Here is a 17,393-nt window from a genome sequence, read left to right as displayed (position 1 = left end):
CGTTTCTACCTCAGTTTCAGGGTGGCAAGGCCGACCAGGACCAGAATCACGGTGATGATCCAGAAACGGACAATCACACGCGGCTCGGGCCAGCCCTTGAGTTCAAAGTGGTGATGAATCGGCGCCATGCGGAACACACGACGCCCGGTCAATTTGAAGGAGGCCACCTGGATGACCACCGACAGGGTTTCCATCACGAACACACCGCCCATGATGAACAGCACGATTTCCTGGCGAACGATCACCGCGATGGTGCCCAGGGCCGCGCCCAGCGCCAGTGCGCCGACGTCGCCCATGAAGACTTGCGCCGGGTAGGTGTTGAACCACAGGAACCCCAGGCCGGCGCCGATCAGCGCGCCGCAGAACACGATCAACTCACCCGCGCCCGGTACGTAAGGAATCAGCAGGTATTCAGCGAATTTCACGTTACCCGACAGGTAGCAGAAGATGCCGAGCGCACCGCCGACCATCACCGTCGGCATGATCGCCAGGCCATCGAGGCCGTCAGTCAGGTTCACCGCGTTGCTCGAGCCAACGATCACGAAATAGGTCAGCACCACAAAGCCGATGCCCAGTGGAATGCTGGCGTCCTTGAGCATTGGGATGATCAAGGTGGTCTCGACGGCGCTCGGCGCCGTCATGAACAGGAAAATCGCTGCGCCCAGGCCGAACACCGATTGCCAGAAATACTTCCAGCGGCTTGGCAGCCCCTTGGAGTTCTTCTCGATCACTTTGCGATAGTCATCCACCCAGCCGATGGCGCCGAACAACAGGGTCACCAACAGCACCGTCCAGACATAACGGTTGTGCAGGTCAGCCCACAGCAAGGTGCTGATACCGATAGACGACAGGATCAGCGCGCCGCCCATGGTCGGAGTGCCGGATTTGGACAGGTGCGACTGCGGGCCGTCATTGCGAACCGATTGACCAATTTGCAGGTTCTGCAGGGTGCGGATCATCCACGGCCCCAAAAACAGCGACAGAGACAGCGCGGTCAGCACACCCAGGATCCCGCGCAGGGTCAGGTACTGAAAGACCGCGAAGCCTTTGTGGAACTGTTGCAGATACTCAGCCAGCAGCAGCAGCATTAATGTTTCTCCGTACTTGAGCCACACAAGGCCGCGACGACGTTTTCCATCACCGCGCTGCGCGATCCCTTGATCAAAATGGTTGTGTGTTTGTCTTGTTCAGCCGCCGTCAGCGCCTGGATCAGCTCGGCCTGGGTCGCGAAATGCCGCGCGCCGGAACCAAAGCTGTTTACCGCGTGAGCCATGTTCGGGCCGACGGCGTAGAGCGCGTCAACCTTGCCTGCGGCATACGCACCGACTTCACGGTGCGACTGTTCGGCCCACTCGCCCAGTTCGGCGATATCACCCAGCACCAGTACCTTGCGGCCATCAAAGCCTTTGAGCAGGTCAATGGCGGCGCAGACCGAGGACTGATTGGCGTTGTACGTGTCATCAATCACGCGCATGCCGTTGGTGGCCAACTGCGCCACAGTGCGGCCCTTGACCGGCTGCACCGCGCCCAAACCGGTGGCGATACCGAACAACGACACGCCCAGGGCGTAAGCAGCAGCGGCGGCGGCCAAGGCGTTGGCGACGTTGTGGTTGCCCAGCAGGTTCAACTGCACGTGCTCACTGCCTTGCGGAGTGTGCAAGGTAAAGGACGGACATCCACGCGCATCGACCGTGATGTTGGAGGCATGGAAATCGGCCGCTGCATTCAGCACGGCAAACGTCAGGACCTTGCGTCCGGCAGCGCGTACACGCCAGGTTTCGAAAGCCTTGTCGTCAAGATTCAGAACAGCAGTGCCCGACGCATCCAGGCCTTCAAGGATTTCACCTTTGGCTTGGACGATTTTTTCCGGGCCACCGAACTCGCCGACGTGGGCGGTACCGGCATTGTTGATGATGGCCACGTGGGGCTTGGTCAAGGCCACGGTGTAGGCAATTTCACCGACGCGCGAAGCGCCCAGTTCGATCACGGCCGCGGTGTGTTCCGGGGCCAGTTCGAGCAGGGTCAGCGGAGCGCCGAAATCATTGTTCAGGTTGCCACGTGTGGCAAGGACCGGCCCGCGCGTGCGCAGCACACCGGCAAGCAGTTCCTTGACCGTGGTCTTACCGCTGGAGCCGGTGATGGCGGCAACCGGCTTATCAAAGGCGGCGCGGTTCAACGCGCCCAACTGGCCCAGGGCCAGACGGGTATCAGCGACCAGCAATTGCGGCAAAGTGGAATCCGCGACTTCGTGCTGAACCAACGCGCCGACTGCGCCTTTGGCGGCGACGTCATTCAGGTAGTCATGACCGTCGAAACGCGGACCCGTCAGCGCAACAAACAGTTGCCCCGGCTTGATGGCGCGACTGTCGATACTGACGCCGTCGAAACTGCAATCGCTCGACAACACGCGGGCCGACAGCGCCTGGGCGAGTTCGCTGAACTTCATCGCTTTAAGCATGAGCAACCTCCCAGGCCGTCAAGGCATGGTCAGCCTCGACCAGATCGGAGAAGGCATGCCGCTCGCCGTTGATTTCCTGATAGTCCTCGTGACCTTTACCGGCCAGCACGACCACGTCGTCAGCACTGGCGCTGGCGATCAGTTGGGCGATAGCCGCGCCGCGACCGGCGACGAAAGTGACCTTGGACGCCTCTTTGAAGCCAACACGGATGTCGTCAAAAATCTGGCTCGGGTCTTCGCTGCGTGGGTTGTCGTCGGTGACGAGCACGCCATCAGCCAGGCGTTCGACAATGTCGGCCATCAGCGGGCGTTTGCCGCGATCGCGATCGCCGCCGCAACCAAACAGGCACAGCAATTTGCCCTTGGCGTGTGGACGCAGGGCCATCAGTACTTTTTCCAAAGCGTCTGGCGTGTGGGCGTAATCGACCACCACCAACGGCTGTGTGCCGCCACCCAGGCGCTGCATGCGACCGGCTGGGCCTTCCAGCTTGGGCAGTACGCGCAGGATTTCGTCCAGGGCGTAATCCAGGCCGAGCAATGCGCCGATAGCGGCGAGTACGTTGCTCAGGTTGAAACGACCGAGCAAGGTGCTTCGCAAATGGTGTTCGCCTTGCGGCGTAACCAAGGTGGCGCGCACGCCTTCGTCATTGAATTGGGCTTCGCGGCAATACAGGTAAGCGCTGGAGTCTTCCAGGCTGTAGCTGATCAGGCGCGATTCACGGTCTTCGGCTGCCAGTTGGCGACCGAACGCGTCGTCCAGGTTCACAACCCGGCACTTGAGGTCATTCCAGGCAAACAGCTTGGCCTTGGCCGCCGCGTAGGCTTCCATGGTGCCGTGGTAGTCCAGGTGATCACGGGACAGGTTGGTCATCACCGCCACGTCGAACGCCAGCGCGGTGACGCGTCCCTGGTCCAGGCCATGGGACGACACTTCCATGGCAACCGCTTTGGCACCGGCCTTTTTCAGGTCGGCCAGGGTCGCTTGCACGGCGATCGGGTTTGGCGTGGTGTGCAGGCCGCTGTGCAGCGCGCCGTAGAAGCCGGTGCCCAAGGTGCCAACAATGCCGCAGTGCTGGCCAAGCAGGTCAAGGGCCTGGGCGACCAATTGGGTCACGCTGGTCTTGCCGTTGGTACCGGTGACGCCGACCAGATTGAGCTGGCGGCTCGGGTCGCCATAGAAGCGCCCGGCAATGTCAGACAGTTGTGCGGCCAGGCCCTTGACCGGAATCAATGGCACGTCGGTGATCGGCAGCACGGTAGCGCCTTCCACTTCGTAAGCCACGGCGGCAGCACCACGCTGCAACGCGTCTGCGATATGCGCGCGGCCATCGAATTTACCGCCAGGCACGGCCAGGAACAGGTCACCGGCACGCACATTACGGCTGTCCAGGCTCAACTCGCGAATCAACAGGTCGCGACCAGCGTGGGCAAAAATCTTGTTCAGGCTAAGAGACATCAGCCGCGCCCTCCATTGGCTTTTACAGCAGCGGCCGGTGGTCCGGCGTTCGCTTGTTGAGTCGGCGGCAGGTTGTCCGGTGTGATGTTCATCAGGCGCAGGGTGCCGGACATCACTTTGCTGAACACCGGCGCCGATACCAGGCCACCGAAGTAGCCCGCTTTACTCGGTTCATCGATCACGACGACGATGGCGTAGCGTGGGTCGCTCATCGGACCGAAGCCGGCGAACAACGAACGGTAGGAGTTTTCGGCGTAGCCCTTCGTGCCAACCGATGTCTTACGCGCGGTACCCGACTTGCCAGCCACGTGATACGCCGGCACTTGGGCACGGAATACGCCGCGCGGTGCTTCGATCACTTGTTGCAGCATGCCCTGCATGGTCTTGGCGACGTTTTCCGGGATGACCTGGGTGGCTTTCGGCGCTTCGTCGATGTGGATCAGGCTCAGTGGAACCATCCGGCCATTATTTGCCAATACAGAGAAAGCATGGGCCAGTTGGATCGCCGTCACCGACAGGCCATACCCGTAGGAAAGTGTGGCGGTCTCGGCCTTTTTCCAGTCGCGGTAGTTCGGCAGGTTGCCCACACGCTCGCCAGGGAAATCCAGGCCGGTGGGTTGGCCCAAACCGATCTTCTGCGCCAGGTGGTAAATGGTTTCGCCGCCGATATCGAAGGCGACCTTACTCATGCCCACGTTACTGGAGTTGATCAGGATACCTGTCAAATCCAGCACCGGACCTTCGGTGCGAGACACGTCACGAATGGTGTATTTGCCCAGCTGCAAGGTGCCTGGGTACACCTCGACCTTGTCGCTGGGTTTCCAGCGTCCGGTTTCCAGGGCGGCACTCATCGAGATGGCTTTCATGGTCGAACCCGGTTCGAACACGTCGATCATCGCGCGGTTGCGCATCATCGCCGGCTGCAGGTTGCGACGGTTGTTGGGGTTGTAGGTCGGCTGGTTGACCATGGCGAGGATCTCGCCGGTCTTCACGTCCATGATCACCAGGCTGCCGGCCTTGGCGCCGTTCTCGATGATCGCGTTACGCAGCTCACGGTTGGCCAGGTATTGCAGGCGCAAGTCAATCGACAACGCCAAGGGCTTACCGGCCTTGGCGTTTTTAGTGACTTGAACATCCTTGATCAACCTGCCGCGCCGATCCTTGATGACTTGTCGTTTGCCGGGAACTCCGGCGAGCCATTCATCGTAGGCGAGCTCCACACCTTCGCGGCCGTGGTCATCGATGTCGGTAAAACCCACCATGTGCGCGGTGGTTTCACCCGCCGGGTAGAAACGACGGAATTCCTCGATGCCGTAGACACCGGGGACTTTAAGATCGAGCACTTGCTGGCCCTGTTCGGGGGTGAGGCCGCGAACCAGGTAGATGAATTCTTTGTTGGCTTGCGCTTCCAGACGCTCGGCCAAGGCTTTCGGGTCTTGGCCGAGGGCAGCGGCAAGCGCTGGCCAACGGTCCTTGGCCACCTGCAGTTCCTTGGCGTTGGCCCACAGGGTCGTCACCGGAGTACTGACGGCCAAAGGCTCGCCGTTACGATCTGTGATCAGGCCGCGGTGCGCAGGAATCGGAATATGCCGCAGGCTACGTGCATCGCCCTGGCCGATCAGGAACTCACGGTCGACCACTTGCAGATCAATGATCCGCCAGGCGATCGCACCCACCATCAACGCCAGCAGCCCCACCATCAGGCGGAAGCGCCATGGGTAGAGTGCGCCTTCGAGCTTCATCATGGCGCCACCATGCGGACTTCGGCCGCGCCGGGGATGTGCATTTTCAGCTGTTCGGTGGCCAGCACTTCGATACGGCTATGGGCGGTCCAGGTGCTTTGCTCCAGGATCAGCCGCCCCCACTCCGCTTGCGCCTTGTCGCGCACACTCAACTCCCCGTACAGGGTGTTGAGCAGTTGACGGTTGTAGTGGGCGCTGTAGGACACCGCAATCGCGGAAATCAGCACGCCGACAAACAGCAGCAACATAAAGAAGCTGCCGCCCGGGAGGGGCTTGGCGAAAAGCTTGCTCACCGCAACTTCTCCGCAACGCGCATGACGGCGCTACGGGAACGTGGGTTGGCCTTGAGTTCAGCTTCGGAAGCGAACTGCGCTTTGCCATGGACTTTGATTTTCGGCACAAAGGCTTCGAAACGTACCGGCAGGTTGCGCGGCAGGTTGTCGGACTCACCCTTGACCAGGCGACGCATGAACAGTTTGACGATACGGTCTTCCAGGGAGTGGAAGCTGATCACAACAAGCCGACCGCCCACTTCCAGCGCCTCGAGGGCAGCTTCGAGGCCGGCCTCCAGGTCGCCCAATTCGTTATTGACGTGAATACGCAGGCCCTGGAACGCACGGGTCGCCGGGTTCTTGCCTTTTTCCCACGCGGGGTTGGCGACTTTCAGCACTTCGGCGAGATCAGCAGTGCGCTCGAATGGCTGGATTTCGCGGCGCTCGACCACGGCACGCGCCATGCGACCGGCGAAGCGTTCTTCACCGTATTCCTTGAACACACGGGCGATTTCCTCCACGGGTGCGGTGGCGATGAACTGTGCAGCACTGACGCCACGCGTCGGGTCCATGCGCATGTCGAGCGGGCCGTCATTCATGAAACTGAAGCCGCGCTCCGGGTCGTCGAGCTGTGGCGAAGACACGCCCAGGTCGAGCAAAACCCCGGCCACCTTGCCCGCCATGCCGCGCTCGGCGACTTCAGCGCCCAGCTCGGCAAAGCTACGCTGCACAACGACAAAGCGGCCGTCTTCGGCCGCTAGCGCTTGCCCGGTGGCAATCGCTTGGGGGTCTTTGTCAAACCCGAGGAGTTTACCGTCCGACCCAAGCTGGCTGAGGATCAACCGGCTGTGCCCGCCCCTGCCGAAAGTGCCATCCAAATAGCAGCCATCCGCGCGTACGGCGAGAGCCTCAACGGCTTCGTCAAGCAGTACGGTGATGTGGTTAAAGCCGCTATCAATAGTCACAGGATCAAATCACGCAGTTCATCAGGCATGGCGCCCGGTTGTTGAATAGCAGCCAGGTCTGCTGCAGAAACAGCATCCCAGGCATCTTCGTCCCACAATTGGAACTTGTTCAGTTGGCCGACCAGCATTGCGCGCTTATCCAGCTTGGCGTACTCGCGCAAACGCGGAGGCACCAGGAAGCGACCGCTGCCATCGAGCTCGAGGTCGACGGCATTACCAATCAGCAAACGCTGCAGGCGGCGGTTTTCTTCACGCAATGAAGGCAGGGCGCGCAATTTGGTTTCAATCAACTCCCACTCATCGAGCGGGTAAACACATAAACAAGGGTCAACGGCATCGATGGTGATGATCAACTGCCCGGAACTTCGCGAAATCAGCTCGTCACGATACCGGCTCGGCATAGCGAGACGGCCTTTTGCATCGAGACTGATTGCATTAGCTCCGCGAAACACAGATGCGTTTCTCCAAATTTTAGCGTTTTACGTTCAAAAAACCCACTTTGTGCCACTTTCCGCCACTTGCGCACACTATAGGAATGCGCCCACCACACCGTCAAGGCGCGGATTCAAGGAAAAGCCTTACAGAACGGAGATTTAGGAGCGTAAACGGAGGAGAAACCAGAGTTCGTCGGTATTTTTGGCTCAACAAGCGCAGATAGCTCAAAGAGCTATGGCTTAAAGTTAAAGTGATTTATTAAGAGTAAGATTTTTTTGGTATTACGAAGATGCATCTGCCAATGATTTGGCAGGGAGGGATTCTTGCGTTACTACCGGTTTTCTGCCCGAGATTCAGACAGAAGGAAAAAGGTGGAGAGTCGATCTGTAAGCCGGGTTCTGTCTTGAACAGTCATTCGTCTACGATGGCCATCACTGGACACCTTTAGCAACCTACCCGGTCCCAGCGCGGGCCACGCCTTGGGACCCTATTTGGTCTTGCTCCAAGTGGGGTTTACCTAGCCACGAACTGTTGCCAGTCGTGCGGTGCGCTCTTACCGCACCTTTTCACCCTTACCGGCACCGAAGCGCTTAGGCGGTTATTTTCTGTGGCACTTTCCGTAGGCTCACGCCTCCCAGGCATTACCTGGCACTTCGCCCTATGGAGCCCGGACTTTCCTCCCCCTCCTAATTTTCATAGAAGGCAGCGACTGTCCAATCGACTCTCCGCCGCGCAGGTTAACGGCACGGCGGACTTAGGACAAGTAATAAAAGTTCAGAATTACCATCACGCTCAGACGGAATACAGGTTTAGCCCGGAACTATTCGGCTTTCTGTTTATCCAGCGCAGCCTGGTACAAGAGGTTCTTGCGAACGCCGGTAATTTCCGCCGCCAGGGCCGCAGCACGCTTGAGGGGCATTTCCTTGAGCAGCAGGTCGAGTATGCGCATCGCCTCGCTGCCCACGGCATCTTCATCCTCCGGCGCCGTCCAGCCCGCCACCAGCACCACGCACTCGCCGCGCTGTTGATTGCTGTCGCCTTCGACAAACCCGCGCAGCTCTTCCAAAGGCAGGCCCTTGAGTGTTTCAAAGGTCTTGGTCAGCTCACGAGCCAGCAGTGCCAGGCGTTCGCCGCCAAACACCAACTCCATGTCTTGCAGGCATTCAAGGATGCGATGCGGGGCCTCGTAAAAGATCAGGGTGCGCGGTTCTTCCTTCAACGCCTGAAGACGCGCGCGACGACCCACGGCCTTGGCCGGCAGAAAACCTTCGAAGATAAAACGGTCGGAGGGCAAGCCTGCCGCCGACAATGCGGCGATCAGTGCGCACGCCCCCGGAACAGGCACTACATTGATACCAGCAGCCCGTGCCTGGCGCACCAGATGGTAGCCTGGGTCGGAAATCAGCGGGGTGCCCGCGTCGGAGATCAGCGCCACATCGTCGCCGGCCAGCAGACGCACGATAAAACGACTGCCCTCTTCGCGTTCGTTATGTTCGTGGCAGGCCGCCAGTGGGGTGCTGATACCAAAATGCTGCATTAATCGCTGGGAGTGCCGCGTGTCTTCAGCCGCAACCAATTTGACGTCGCGCAACACCTTAAGCGCCCGAGCGCTGATGTCGTCCAGGTTGCCAATGGGCGTCGCCACGACAAAAAGCGAGCCTGCAGTGGAATTCAAAGGACCTGGAGCAGTCAAAACGCACACCTCGATGGTTGGCAAAAGCGACATTGTAACGCGTAGGCGCCTTGAAAATATGCCATCACGGTAGATGCCGTTTCAGCCGTTAGTAGCTAATAGCAACATTTGCACGATCTAAATCGACAGTTTCACGCCACTGACATCGCGCCTGAGCCAGTGCTTGGGTACAATTCCACGCTAATTTGATCGGTATCAGGAACACTTACATGATCGCTTGCCTGCGGCTGCTCTCCGCCCTCTGCCTCGCTGCCTTGTTGGCCGCTTGCGCCAGCTCGCCCTCGTCCAGCCTTGGCGACCTTCCACGGACTCCGGACGCCAGTATCGAGCAACTGCTCGAACAGGCCACGACCGCCAACACGCCAGAAAAGGCCGCCATGCTGCGCCTGAGTGCGGCAGACATGGCCTACAAACAGAACAACCCAGGCCGCTCAGCGCAGATTCTTGCGCAGGTGCCCCTGGATGTCCTCAAGCCAGCCCCGCAGGTTTTTGCGAGCACCCTGGCCGCCGAATTGGCCATGGCACGCAACCAGCCCAAGGCCGCGCTGACCGCCCTGAACCACCCGAGCCTGCAAAGCCTGAAGGACCTGCCGCCTGAACAGCAGATCCGCACCGGCAGCGTGCACGCCCGTGCTTATGAAGCCGACGGCCAGACCCTGGCTGCTGCGCGTGAGCGTGTTGCCATGGCCCCGCTGCTCACTGGCGATGCCGCTAACAGCAACCACGAAGCTATCTGGGCACTGATTGCCGCCCTGCCGGCCGAACAGCTGCAAGCCAGCGGCAACCCAGTGCTGGACGGCTGGATCACCCTCGCACAGTCGGTCAAGGGCGCCGGGACGCTGGAGCAACAACAAGCCGCGATCGACACTTGGCGTGCACAGAACCCGGGCCACCCAGCCGCCGTGCAACTGCCGTCGCCGCTGACCAAACTCAAGGAGCTGGCCAGCCAGCCCCTGACCAAGATTGCCCTGCTGCTGCCACAAGACGGCCCGCTGGCCGCCGTCGGCAAAGCACTACGCGAGGGCTTCATGGCTGCGCACTACCAGGCTGAACAAGCCGGGCAGAAGCCGCCGGTCATCGAGTTCTATGACAGCTCGCGTCTGACGTCCATTGATGAGTTCTACGCCAAGGCCCAGGCCGCCGGCGTGCAACTGGTCGTCGGTCCGCTGGAAAAACCACTGGTCAAACAACTCAGCGCACGTCCGCAGTTGCCGATTACCACCCTGGCGCTGAACTACAGCGAGACTGACCAAGGCCCGCCGCAGCTGTTCCAGTTTGGCCTGGCTGCTGAAGACGAAGCCCGCGAAGTGTCGCGCCGCGCACGGGCCGACGGCCTGCATCGCGCTGCGGCGATGGTGCCGCGTGGTGAGTGGGGCGAACGTGTCTACAAGGCCTTCCGCCAGGATTGGGAAGCCAATGGCGGCACGGTGATGGGTGTCGAGTATGTCGACCAGCCAGTCGCCCTCGCCCAGCAAATTGCCGACCTGTTCCAACTGCGTAAAAGCGAAGGCCGCGCCAAGAGCCTGCAAAGCACCGTCGGCACCGACGTCGCCGCGCAACCCTCGCGTCGCCAGGACATCGAGTTCATCTTCCTGGCCGTGACCCCGCAGCTGGCCCAGCAGATCAAGCCGACCCTGAACTTCCAATACGCCGGTGATGTGCCGGTGTACGCCACGTCCCATGTGTTCAGTGCCAGCGGCGACAAGAACCAGTACCTGGACATGACTAACGTGATGTTCTGCGAAACCCCTTGGCTGCTTAACACCACCGATCCGCTGCGCAACCAGGTTGCTGCCCAATGGCCGCAAGCCAATGGCAGCCTGGGTCGCCTGTACGCGATGGGCGTCGATGCCTACCGCCTGGCGCCGCGCCTGGGCCAGCTCAAGGCACTGCCGGATACCCGTATTGACGGCCTTTCGGGCAACCTGGGCATCAGCACCAACCAGCGCGTTGATCGTCAGATGCCATGGGCCAAGTTCGTCGGTGGCGAGATCCAGCGCCTGCCGGACACCCCGCGCTGATGCCCGAGCGGTCCAGCGTACAAAGCGGCAAGGACGCCGAACTTCAAGCACTGAAACACTTGCAACAGCAGGGTCTGCGCCTCCTGGCGCAGAACTGGTTGTGCAAACGCGGCGAGCTTGATCTGGTCATGCTTGACGGCGATACAGTAGTATTCGTCGAAGTCCGCTACAGAAAACACGCACAATGGGGTGGCGCACTCGCCAGTATCGACGGGCGCAAGCGTCAGAAACTGATACTCGCAGCGCAGTTTTTCCTGCAAAAAGAGCATCGCTGGGCCGACGCCCCCTGCCGTTTCGATGTGGTTGCCATAGAAAGCACGCCGTCTGGTCAGGCTGATCTGAACTGGCTTAAAAATGCCTTCGACAGTTGATTCGCCGGACATCTTCACCACACACTTTTGCTCTTTGCTTTGCGGGCTACACATTCCTGTGCCAAACAGCCGCGCTACTTAAGGTCACACAGATGGACATGCAATCCCGAATTCGCCAGCTTTTCCAGGCCAGCATCGACACCAAGCAACAGGCGATGGACGTACTTGCACCGCACATCGAGCAAGCCAGTCAGGTCATGGTCAATGCCCTGCTCAACGAGGGCAAAATGCTTTCGTGCGGCAACGGCGGTTCGGCCGGCGATGCCCAGCATTTTTCGTCCGAGCTGCTCAACCGTTTCGAACGTGAGCGCCCGAGCCTGCCGGCCATTGCCTTGACCACCGACTCGTCGACGATCACCTCGATCGCCAACGATTACAGCTACAACGAAATTTTCTCCAAGCAGATCCGCGCCCTGGGCCAACCCGGTGACGTGCTGCTGGCGATTTCCACCAGCGGCAACTCGGCGAATATTATTCAAGCGATCCAGGCCGCACATGATCGCGAAATGATTGTCGTAGCATTGACAGGACGCGATGGTGGCGGCATGGCCTCGCTGCTGTTGCCGGAAGACGTGGAGATTCGCGTCCCGGCCAATGTCACTGCACGTATCCAGGAAGTCCACCTGCTGGCGATCCACTGCCTGTGCGATCTGATCGACAGCCAACTGTTTGGGAGTGAAGAATGACCGTTAACCGCCTCAGCCTTTTGGCCATTACCCTGTGCCTCGCTATCAGCGGCTGCAGCACGGCCATCACCGCAACACGCGACACCCCTATTCAGGACGACAAGGGCACCCGTACCTTCGGCAGCAAGATCGATGACTCGCTGATCGAAACCAAGGTCGAAGTCAACGTCGCCAAGGCCGCGACCGATCTGGGCAACGGCGCATCGCGCATTGTTGTGACCAGCTTCAACGGCGTCGTGCTGCTAGCAGGCCAGACGCCACGCGCCGACCTCAAGGCCCAGGCCGAACAAGCTGCTGCCGCTGTGCAGCGCGTGAAGAAGGTGCACAACGAGTTGCAGGTGATGGAACCGATCACTCTGCTCGCCATCAGCAATGACGCCCTGCTGACCACCAAAATCAAGGCGCAGATGCTCACTGATAACGCGATCCCTGGTTCGCGCATCAAGGTCGTCACCGACAACGGCATCGTTTACCTGATGGGCCTGCTGACCCAGGCTGAAGCAACCCGTGCATCCAATCTGGTGCAGGGTGTGTCCGGCGTGCAGAAAATCGTCAAGGTCTTCGAGTACATCGATTGATGTAATCACGCAGCCACAAAAAAGGGCGCCGCATGGCGCCCTTTTTTGTTGACGATTGTTTATTGGTATTGAGAGTACGGATTGCCCTGGAACTGGTTGTTCTGCTGTGGCGCCTGTTGCTGGGCACCTGGTTGGCCATACTGCTGGCCTGGGATTGGACCGAGGTTCACTTCCACGCGACGGTTCTGGGCGCGGCCGTTGACGTCGGCGTTGCTGGCAATCGGGTTATCCGGGCCGGCACCGCGTGCAGTCAGGTTGGCACCATTGACACCCTGGGACGTCAGGTAGTTGGCCACGCTCTGCGCCCGACGCTGGGACAGGTCCATGTTCAACTGGCGGCTGCCGGTGCTGTCGGTGTAACCAACGATCTGAATGGTATTCTGGTTGAACTGCTTGAGCGAGTTGGCCAGGTTGTTCAGCGGCTGATAGAAGCTGCTGGAGATCGCATCCGAGTTGGTCGCGAAGGTGATGTTGCCCGGCATGATCAGCTTGATCTGGTCGCCCTGGCGCTGAACTTCAACACCGGTGTTGGCCATGCTTTCACGCAGTTTCTTTTCCTGTTGGTCGGCGTAGTAGCCGTAGCCCGCAGCACCGGCACCCGCAACCACGGCACCGATCAGTGCGCCCTTGCCACGGTTGTTATGGTCGATGGCCGCACCCGCCAATGCGCCCGCCAGGGCACCCAGGCCACCGTACTTGGCGGTCTTGCTCATACCGCCGGATTCGTTACTCGCCTGTCCCTGGCTGCTGCCGTCATAAGGGTTAGGGGATGCGCAGCCGGACAACAAGGCTACGGCGGTAGCAACAACAAGCAGACGACGCGAAGTGAACATGAAGGGAGCTCCTACTTTTGCATTCTGAGGTGCAAAGGACATTGGCAATGGACCTGTGCCGAGTTTGGAACGCGACAAACGGTAAAAATTCCGTGGCTACAAAAACCGTAGCAGACGCACGCTGAACACGACCTGAGTTTTTGCTACAAGGCGTGCCCGCTATAGAACAGCACCTGCGTGGCAACTATTCCGTTACGCCCGCACAAAAGGGTTCTCGCGCATTTCATCCCCCAACCGGGTATCGGGGCCGTGACCGGTTACCACCGTTGCGCCCTCATCCAAGGTATACAAGCGCTGCTTGATCGAACGCACAATGGTCGCCTGGTCCCCGCCCCACAAATCTGTACGCCCGATACCGCGACGAAATAACGTGTCACCCGCAATCAGCAGCTTGGCATCGGCAAACCAGAAGCTCATCGACCCCGGCGTATGCCCCGGTGTGTGCAACGCCACACCGCAGCCGCAGGCCAATTCCTCATCATCTTCCAGCCAGCGATCAGGCGAAGGCACCGGGGTGTAGGGAACGCGAAACATCTGGCATTGCATTTCCAGATTGTCCCAGAGGAATTGATCCTCCTTGTGCAAGTGCAGTGTGGCGCCGGTCTTCTCTTTCAACTGCCCGGACGCCAGGAAGTGATCGAGATGGGCATGGGTGTGGATAATGCTCACGACCTTGAGGCCCAATGCATCAAGGCGCGCCAGGATCAGCTCATGGTTGCCACCCGGGTCGACCACGATGGCTTTTTTGCTGATCGGGTCGCCGATGATGGTGCAGTTGCACTGCAGCGGGCCGACGGGAAAGGTCTCGCGGATGAGTGCGGCGTGTTCAATATTCATCGGTGCTCCAGCAGGCTCTATGGCATATTCGGCACAGAGTATGGTTGACGATACCCCTGACCCGAAAGGGAGCATTGCGTCCCGAGTACCAACGGCTAAGCTTTCCAAGCGCCATTGAAGAACAATCCAAGACCGCAACCGCGCCGCGCTGGAGCGAGCCCCATGGCGAATCAGCTGATCATCTGCGAGCACTGCGACTGTGTGTACGAAAAAGTCACGCTCGCCAAACATCAAAAAGCCCATTGCGTGCGCTGCGCGGGCGTACTCCAGCGTTACAACGGCCTGTCAGTCCAACAGCGTCTTGCCCTGACGCTGACCGCCGCCGTGTTATGGACTTTCGCCAATTTCTATCCGGTGATGAGCATCAGCCTGCAAGGACTGAAAAACAGCGCCACCCTGTGGGATTCAGTGGTTGCGCTGAGTCTGGGGCCGATTACCTTTATCGCCTTGGTGGCCGCTATTTCCATCATCATCGCACCGGTGTTTCAGCTATTGCTGCTGACCTGGGTGCTGAGTTTTGCCCTCTCGGGCAGACGTTCGCCCGCCTTCAAGCGATGCATGCGCTGGCTGGAAGCGCTCAGACCTTGGAGCATGCTGGAAGTGTGCCTGCTTGGTGCGATGGTGGCCGTGTTCAAGCTGGCCGGTATGCTGGATGTGATCCCCGGCACCGGGCTTTTTGCCCTGGCGGCGCTCAGCCTGTTGCTGATCCGCATTGCCGGTCGTGACGTGCGCGACCTGTGGGACGCCGTATGAACCCGCCACCGACTGCCAGCGAGCTTAACCTGTGCCTGTGCCACAGTTGCGGCCTGTCTGCCGACATCAGCACCGGCGCGCCGGAATGCCAGCGCTGTGACGCCCCCCTGCACCGGCGCAAAGTCAACTCGCTGACCCGTACCTGGGCCTATATGCTGACGGCGCTGGCGTTTTATGTGCCGGCCAACCTGCTGCCGGTGATGAACACCACCATGCTCGGTTCAGGCGCAGACAGCACCATCATGAGCGGCGTGCTGGAGTTCTGGCAGCATGGTGCGTGGGACATTGCGCTGATTATTTTCATCGCCAGCATCGCGGTGCCGGGCATCAAGTTTGTGTCGTTGACGCTGCTGCTGGTCACCGTGCAGCGCAACAGCCGCTGGGCGCGCAAGGAGCGCTCGAAGCTGTTTCGGTTTGTCGAACTGATCGGCTACTGGTCCATGCTCGACGTGATCGTGGTTGCGCTGGTGGCCGCGTTGGTCAAGTTCCAGGCCCTGGGCACTATCGAGCCACGCCTGGGCATTCTGTTTTTCGGCCTGGTGGTGGTGTTTACCATGCTGGCCGCCATGAGCTTCGACCCGAGGCTGATCTGGGAACCCCCACACACCAAGGATACCTCGGATGACGTCACCCACCCCTGACACCCCGCAATCCCCAGGCTCGCCGGCCGTCAAGACTCGGCGTTTCAGCGTTTCGCTGGTTTGGATCGTACCGATCGTTGCGGTGTTGGTGGGGATTTCGCTGGTGGTTCACAGCGTGCTTCAGCAAGGCCCGACCATCATCCTTAACTTCAAGACCGGCAGTGGCCTGACCGCGAATAAAACCGAGGTCAAATACCGCAACGTGGTGATCGGCCAAGTGACCGAAGTGGCCTTGAGTGACGACCAGAAAAGCGTCAACGCCACCGTGAAACTGGCCAAGCAGGCCGACAGCTTTACCCGCGCCGACTCGCAGTTCTGGGTAGTACGCCCGCGTATCGGCGCAGGCGGCGTGTCGGGCATTGATACCCTGCTCTCTGGCGACTACATCGGCGCCGACATTGGCCAGTCCGAGACCCGCGCCAAACAGTTTACCGGCCTGGAAAACCCGCCGCCCATCACTTACGGCGAACCGGGCAAGCGCTTCACCCTGCACACGCAGAACCTGGGTTCGCTGGATATCGGCTCGCCGGTGTATTACCGCAAAATCGAGGTCGGCCAGGTCGTGGCGTACAAGCTGGATGCCGAAGGCAAGGGCGTCGATATCGAGGTGTTCGTGCACGCGCCCAACGATGTCTACGTCACCGAAAACACGCGGTTCTGGAACGCCAGCGGCATCGACCTGAGTGTGGGCGCCAATGGCTTCGCGCTGAAAACCGAATCGCTGTCGTCCATGCTGGTCGGCGGTATCGCTTTCCTCGCACCGCCTTACAGCCCCAACGACAAGCCGGCCGGTGAAGAACGCACGTTTGAACTGTTCGACGATCAGCTCGCCGCCCTCGCCCCGCCCAACGGCCAGGGGCAATACATGAGCCTGCGCTTCGACCAGGCTCTGCGCGGGCTCAAGGTCGGCGCACCGGTGGAATTCCTCGGCGTCGAGTTTGGCAAGGTGGTGTCGATCAACCTGGATTTCGACGCGAAGAAGCGCAGCTTTCCGCTCAACGTCGGCATCGTGATCTACCCGCAATTGCTCGGTCAGGCCCATACCAAGTTGCTCAAGACGATGAACCATGACCCCAATGATGAAGCCGCCGGTGTGCGCCTGATCGGCTCGTTTATCGAAAACGGCCTGAGGGCCCAGGCGCGCAGCGGCAATTTGCTGACCGGCCAGTTATACATCGCCCTGGACTTCTACCCGAAAGCCGAGAAGGTGGCGTTTGATCCCAAGGCGCGTCCGGTCAGCATTCCCACGATTCCTGGCAACCTGGAACAGTTGCAGGAAAAACTCGAAAACATCGTCAACAAGATCAACCAGCTACCGATCGAACGTATCGCCGGCAACCTCGACAGCAACCTCGTGGAACTGCGCAAAGGACTGACCCAGTTCAACGCCAAGACCTTGCCCAGCGTCCAGAACACCCTGGCTGACGTGAGCAAGACATTGCAATCGGCCAGCTCGACCCTGGCCGAAGACTCACCGCAACGCGAGCAACTGACCCAGACCCTGGATGAGCTAGGTCGCATGTCGCGTTCCTTGCGCGAGCTGTCGGACTACCTGGGCCGACACCCGGAATCACTGATTCGCGGCCGCCCAGACAACGCCGCCCCATTGGACCTGCAAGGACCGCCGCGCAAATGAACCGTGGAGCAAGCGC

Annotated in this window: 17 protein-coding genes and 1 other RNA gene; 7 read left to right on the top strand and 11 right to left on the bottom strand. The window is 60.1% G+C overall.

Features of this window, described 5'->3' with window-relative positions; translation table 11 throughout:
• Positions 1 to 5: 5 nt before the first annotated feature.
• The 9 genes from mraY to rsmI form a co-directional block, all read right to left on the bottom strand.
• A complete protein-coding gene (mraY, locus tag AB4O35_RS10735; RefSeq protein ID WP_065875052.1) occupies positions 6 to 1,088 on the bottom strand; it encodes a phospho-N-acetylmuramoyl-pentapeptide-transferase in 1,083 nt (360 codons plus the stop codon).
• Complete coding sequence (locus AB4O35_RS10730) at positions 1,088 to 2,458, bottom strand: UDP-N-acetylmuramoyl-tripeptide--D-alanyl-D-alanine ligase (RefSeq protein ID WP_065875053.1); 1,371 nt, start codon at positions 2,456 to 2,458, stop codon at positions 1,088 to 1,090. The genes mraY and AB4O35_RS10730 overlap by 1 nt, the downstream gene beginning before the upstream one ends.
• Complete coding sequence (locus AB4O35_RS10725; RefSeq protein WP_065875054.1) at positions 2,451 to 3,914, bottom strand: UDP-N-acetylmuramoyl-L-alanyl-D-glutamate--2,6-diaminopimelate ligase; 1,464 nt, start codon at positions 3,912 to 3,914, stop codon at positions 2,451 to 2,453. Before AB4O35_RS10725 ends, AB4O35_RS10730 begins: the two co-directional genes overlap by 8 nt.
• Complete coding sequence (locus tag AB4O35_RS10720) at positions 3,914 to 5,656, bottom strand: peptidoglycan D,D-transpeptidase FtsI family protein (RefSeq protein WP_167345855.1); 1,743 nt, start codon at positions 5,654 to 5,656, stop codon at positions 3,914 to 3,916. Before AB4O35_RS10720 ends, AB4O35_RS10725 begins: the two co-directional genes overlap by 1 nt.
• On the bottom strand, positions 5,656 to 5,949 hold the full coding sequence (gene ftsL / locus AB4O35_RS10715) for a cell division protein FtsL (protein ID WP_010213047.1): 294 nt from the start codon (positions 5,947 to 5,949) through the stop codon (positions 5,656 to 5,658). The genes AB4O35_RS10720 and ftsL overlap by 1 nt, the downstream gene beginning before the upstream one ends.
• Positions 5,946 to 6,893, bottom strand: coding sequence for a 16S rRNA (cytosine(1402)-N(4))-methyltransferase RsmH (rsmH, locus tag AB4O35_RS10710; RefSeq protein ID WP_065875055.1), 948 nt, complete (start codon positions 6,891 to 6,893; stop codon positions 5,946 to 5,948). Before rsmH ends, ftsL begins: the two co-directional genes overlap by 4 nt.
• On the bottom strand, positions 6,890 to 7,345 hold the full coding sequence (gene mraZ / locus AB4O35_RS10705; RefSeq protein ID WP_003171868.1) for a division/cell wall cluster transcriptional repressor MraZ: 456 nt from the start codon (positions 7,343 to 7,345) through the stop codon (positions 6,890 to 6,892). Before mraZ ends, rsmH begins: the two co-directional genes overlap by 4 nt.
• Before the next feature lie 354 nt (positions 7,346 to 7,699).
• Positions 7,700 to 8,053, bottom strand: an RNA gene (gene rnpB / locus AB4O35_RS10700) — RNase P RNA component class A.
• A gap of 95 nt (positions 8,054 to 8,148) precedes the next feature.
• Positions 8,149 to 9,054, bottom strand: coding sequence for a 16S rRNA (cytidine(1402)-2'-O)-methyltransferase (gene rsmI / locus AB4O35_RS10695; RefSeq protein WP_162490583.1), 906 nt, complete (start codon positions 9,052 to 9,054; stop codon positions 8,149 to 8,151).
• A gap of 176 nt (positions 9,055 to 9,230) precedes the next feature.
• Here rsmI and AB4O35_RS10690 point away from each other — a divergent pair, with 176 nt between their 5' ends.
• From AB4O35_RS10690 to AB4O35_RS10675, 4 genes are all read left to right on the top strand, one after another.
• Entirely contained in the window at positions 9,231 to 11,042 is a 1,812-nt protein-coding gene (locus tag AB4O35_RS10690) for a penicillin-binding protein activator (RefSeq protein ID WP_065875056.1), read from the top strand.
• Positions 11,042 to 11,413 carry a YraN family protein gene (locus tag AB4O35_RS10685; RefSeq protein ID WP_065945262.1) on the top strand — a complete coding sequence of 124 codons (372 nt, stop codon included), beginning with the start codon at positions 11,042 to 11,044 and terminating at the stop codon, positions 11,411 to 11,413. Before AB4O35_RS10690 ends, AB4O35_RS10685 begins: the two co-directional genes overlap by 1 nt.
• Positions 11,414 to 11,505: 92 nt before the next feature.
• Positions 11,506 to 12,099: a phosphoheptose isomerase gene (locus AB4O35_RS10680; RefSeq protein WP_007904374.1), complete on the top strand. Its 594-nt coding sequence runs from the start codon at positions 11,506 to 11,508 to the stop codon at positions 12,097 to 12,099.
• Positions 12,096 to 12,677: a BON domain-containing protein gene (locus AB4O35_RS10675; protein WP_065875057.1), complete on the top strand. Its 582-nt coding sequence runs from the start codon at positions 12,096 to 12,098 to the stop codon at positions 12,675 to 12,677. Before AB4O35_RS10680 ends, AB4O35_RS10675 begins: the two co-directional genes overlap by 4 nt.
• A gap of 59 nt (positions 12,678 to 12,736) precedes the next feature.
• Here AB4O35_RS10675 and AB4O35_RS10670 read toward each other — a convergent pair whose 3' ends face one another.
• Together AB4O35_RS10670 and AB4O35_RS10665 are read right to left on the bottom strand one after the other, a co-directional pair.
• Positions 12,737 to 13,510, bottom strand: a complete 774-nt coding sequence (locus AB4O35_RS10670) for an OmpA family protein (RefSeq protein WP_065875058.1) — start codon at positions 13,508 to 13,510, stop codon at positions 12,737 to 12,739.
• 192 nt (positions 13,511 to 13,702) lie between these two features.
• Positions 13,703 to 14,347 (bottom strand): MBL fold metallo-hydrolase, encoded by a 645-nt coding sequence (locus AB4O35_RS10665; protein WP_012722282.1) that lies wholly within the window; start codon positions 14,345 to 14,347, stop codon positions 13,703 to 13,705.
• A gap of 162 nt (positions 14,348 to 14,509) precedes the next feature.
• Between AB4O35_RS10665 and AB4O35_RS10660 the strand changes: the two genes are divergently transcribed.
• Genes AB4O35_RS10660 through AB4O35_RS10650 form a run of 3 tightly spaced genes read left to right on the top strand, consistent with a single transcriptional unit; the run spans position 14,510 to position 17,377 of the window.
• On the top strand, positions 14,510 to 15,100 hold the full coding sequence (locus AB4O35_RS10660; protein ID WP_065910587.1) for a paraquat-inducible protein A: 591 nt from the start codon (positions 14,510 to 14,512) through the stop codon (positions 15,098 to 15,100).
• Complete coding sequence (locus AB4O35_RS10655; protein ID WP_065875059.1) at positions 15,097 to 15,741, top strand: paraquat-inducible protein A; 645 nt, start codon at positions 15,097 to 15,099, stop codon at positions 15,739 to 15,741. Before AB4O35_RS10660 ends, AB4O35_RS10655 begins: the two co-directional genes overlap by 4 nt.
• On the top strand, positions 15,722 to 17,377 hold the full coding sequence (locus AB4O35_RS10650; RefSeq protein ID WP_065875060.1) for a PqiB family protein: 1,656 nt from the start codon (positions 15,722 to 15,724) through the stop codon (positions 17,375 to 17,377). Before AB4O35_RS10655 ends, AB4O35_RS10650 begins: the two co-directional genes overlap by 20 nt.
• Positions 17,378 to 17,393: the final 16 nt, after the last annotated feature.

This window comes from Pseudomonas sp. H1_A03 (assembly GCF_054685145.1).
This window is presented reverse-complemented; position numbering and strand designations above follow the sequence as displayed.

Coding starts and splice junctions, on each gene's coding strand:
- AB4O35_RS10725 (WP_065875054.1), bottom strand. CDS start 3,914: ATGTCTCTTAGCCTGAACAAGATTTTTGCCCACGCTGGTCGCGACCTG.
- rsmI (WP_162490583.1), bottom strand. CDS start 9,054: ATGTCGCTTTTGCCAACCATCGAGGTGTGCGTTTTGACTGCTCCAGGT.
- AB4O35_RS10675 (WP_065875057.1), top strand. CDS start 12,096: ATGACCGTTAACCGCCTCAGCCTTTTGGCCATTACCCTGTGCCTCGCT.
- AB4O35_RS10730 (WP_065875053.1), bottom strand. CDS start 2,458: ATGCTTAAAGCGATGAAGTTCAGCGAACTCGCCCAGGCGCTGTCGGCC.
- AB4O35_RS10720 (WP_167345855.1), bottom strand. CDS start 5,656: ATGAAGCTCGAAGGCGCACTCTACCCATGGCGCTTCCGCCTGATGGTG.
- AB4O35_RS10690 (WP_065875056.1), top strand. CDS start 9,231: ATGATCGCTTGCCTGCGGCTGCTCTCCGCCCTCTGCCTCGCTGCCTTG.
- AB4O35_RS10665 (WP_012722282.1), bottom strand. CDS start 14,347: ATGAATATTGAACACGCCGCACTCATCCGCGAGACCTTTCCCGTCGGC.
- AB4O35_RS10655 (WP_065875059.1), top strand. CDS start 15,097: ATGAACCCGCCACCGACTGCCAGCGAGCTTAACCTGTGCCTGTGCCAC.
- mraY (WP_065875052.1), bottom strand. CDS start 1,088: ATGCTGCTGCTGCTGGCTGAGTATCTGCAACAGTTCCACAAAGGCTTC.
- AB4O35_RS10670 (WP_065875058.1), bottom strand. CDS start 13,510: ATGTTCACTTCGCGTCGTCTGCTTGTTGTTGCTACCGCCGTAGCCTTG.
- AB4O35_RS10660 (WP_065910587.1), top strand. CDS start 14,510: ATGGCGAATCAGCTGATCATCTGCGAGCACTGCGACTGTGTGTACGAA.
- AB4O35_RS10650 (WP_065875060.1), top strand. CDS start 15,722: ATGACGTCACCCACCCCTGACACCCCGCAATCCCCAGGCTCGCCGGCC.
- AB4O35_RS10680 (WP_007904374.1), top strand. CDS start 11,506: ATGGACATGCAATCCCGAATTCGCCAGCTTTTCCAGGCCAGCATCGAC.
- AB4O35_RS10685 (WP_065945262.1), top strand. CDS start 11,042: ATGCCCGAGCGGTCCAGCGTACAAAGCGGCAAGGACGCCGAACTTCAA.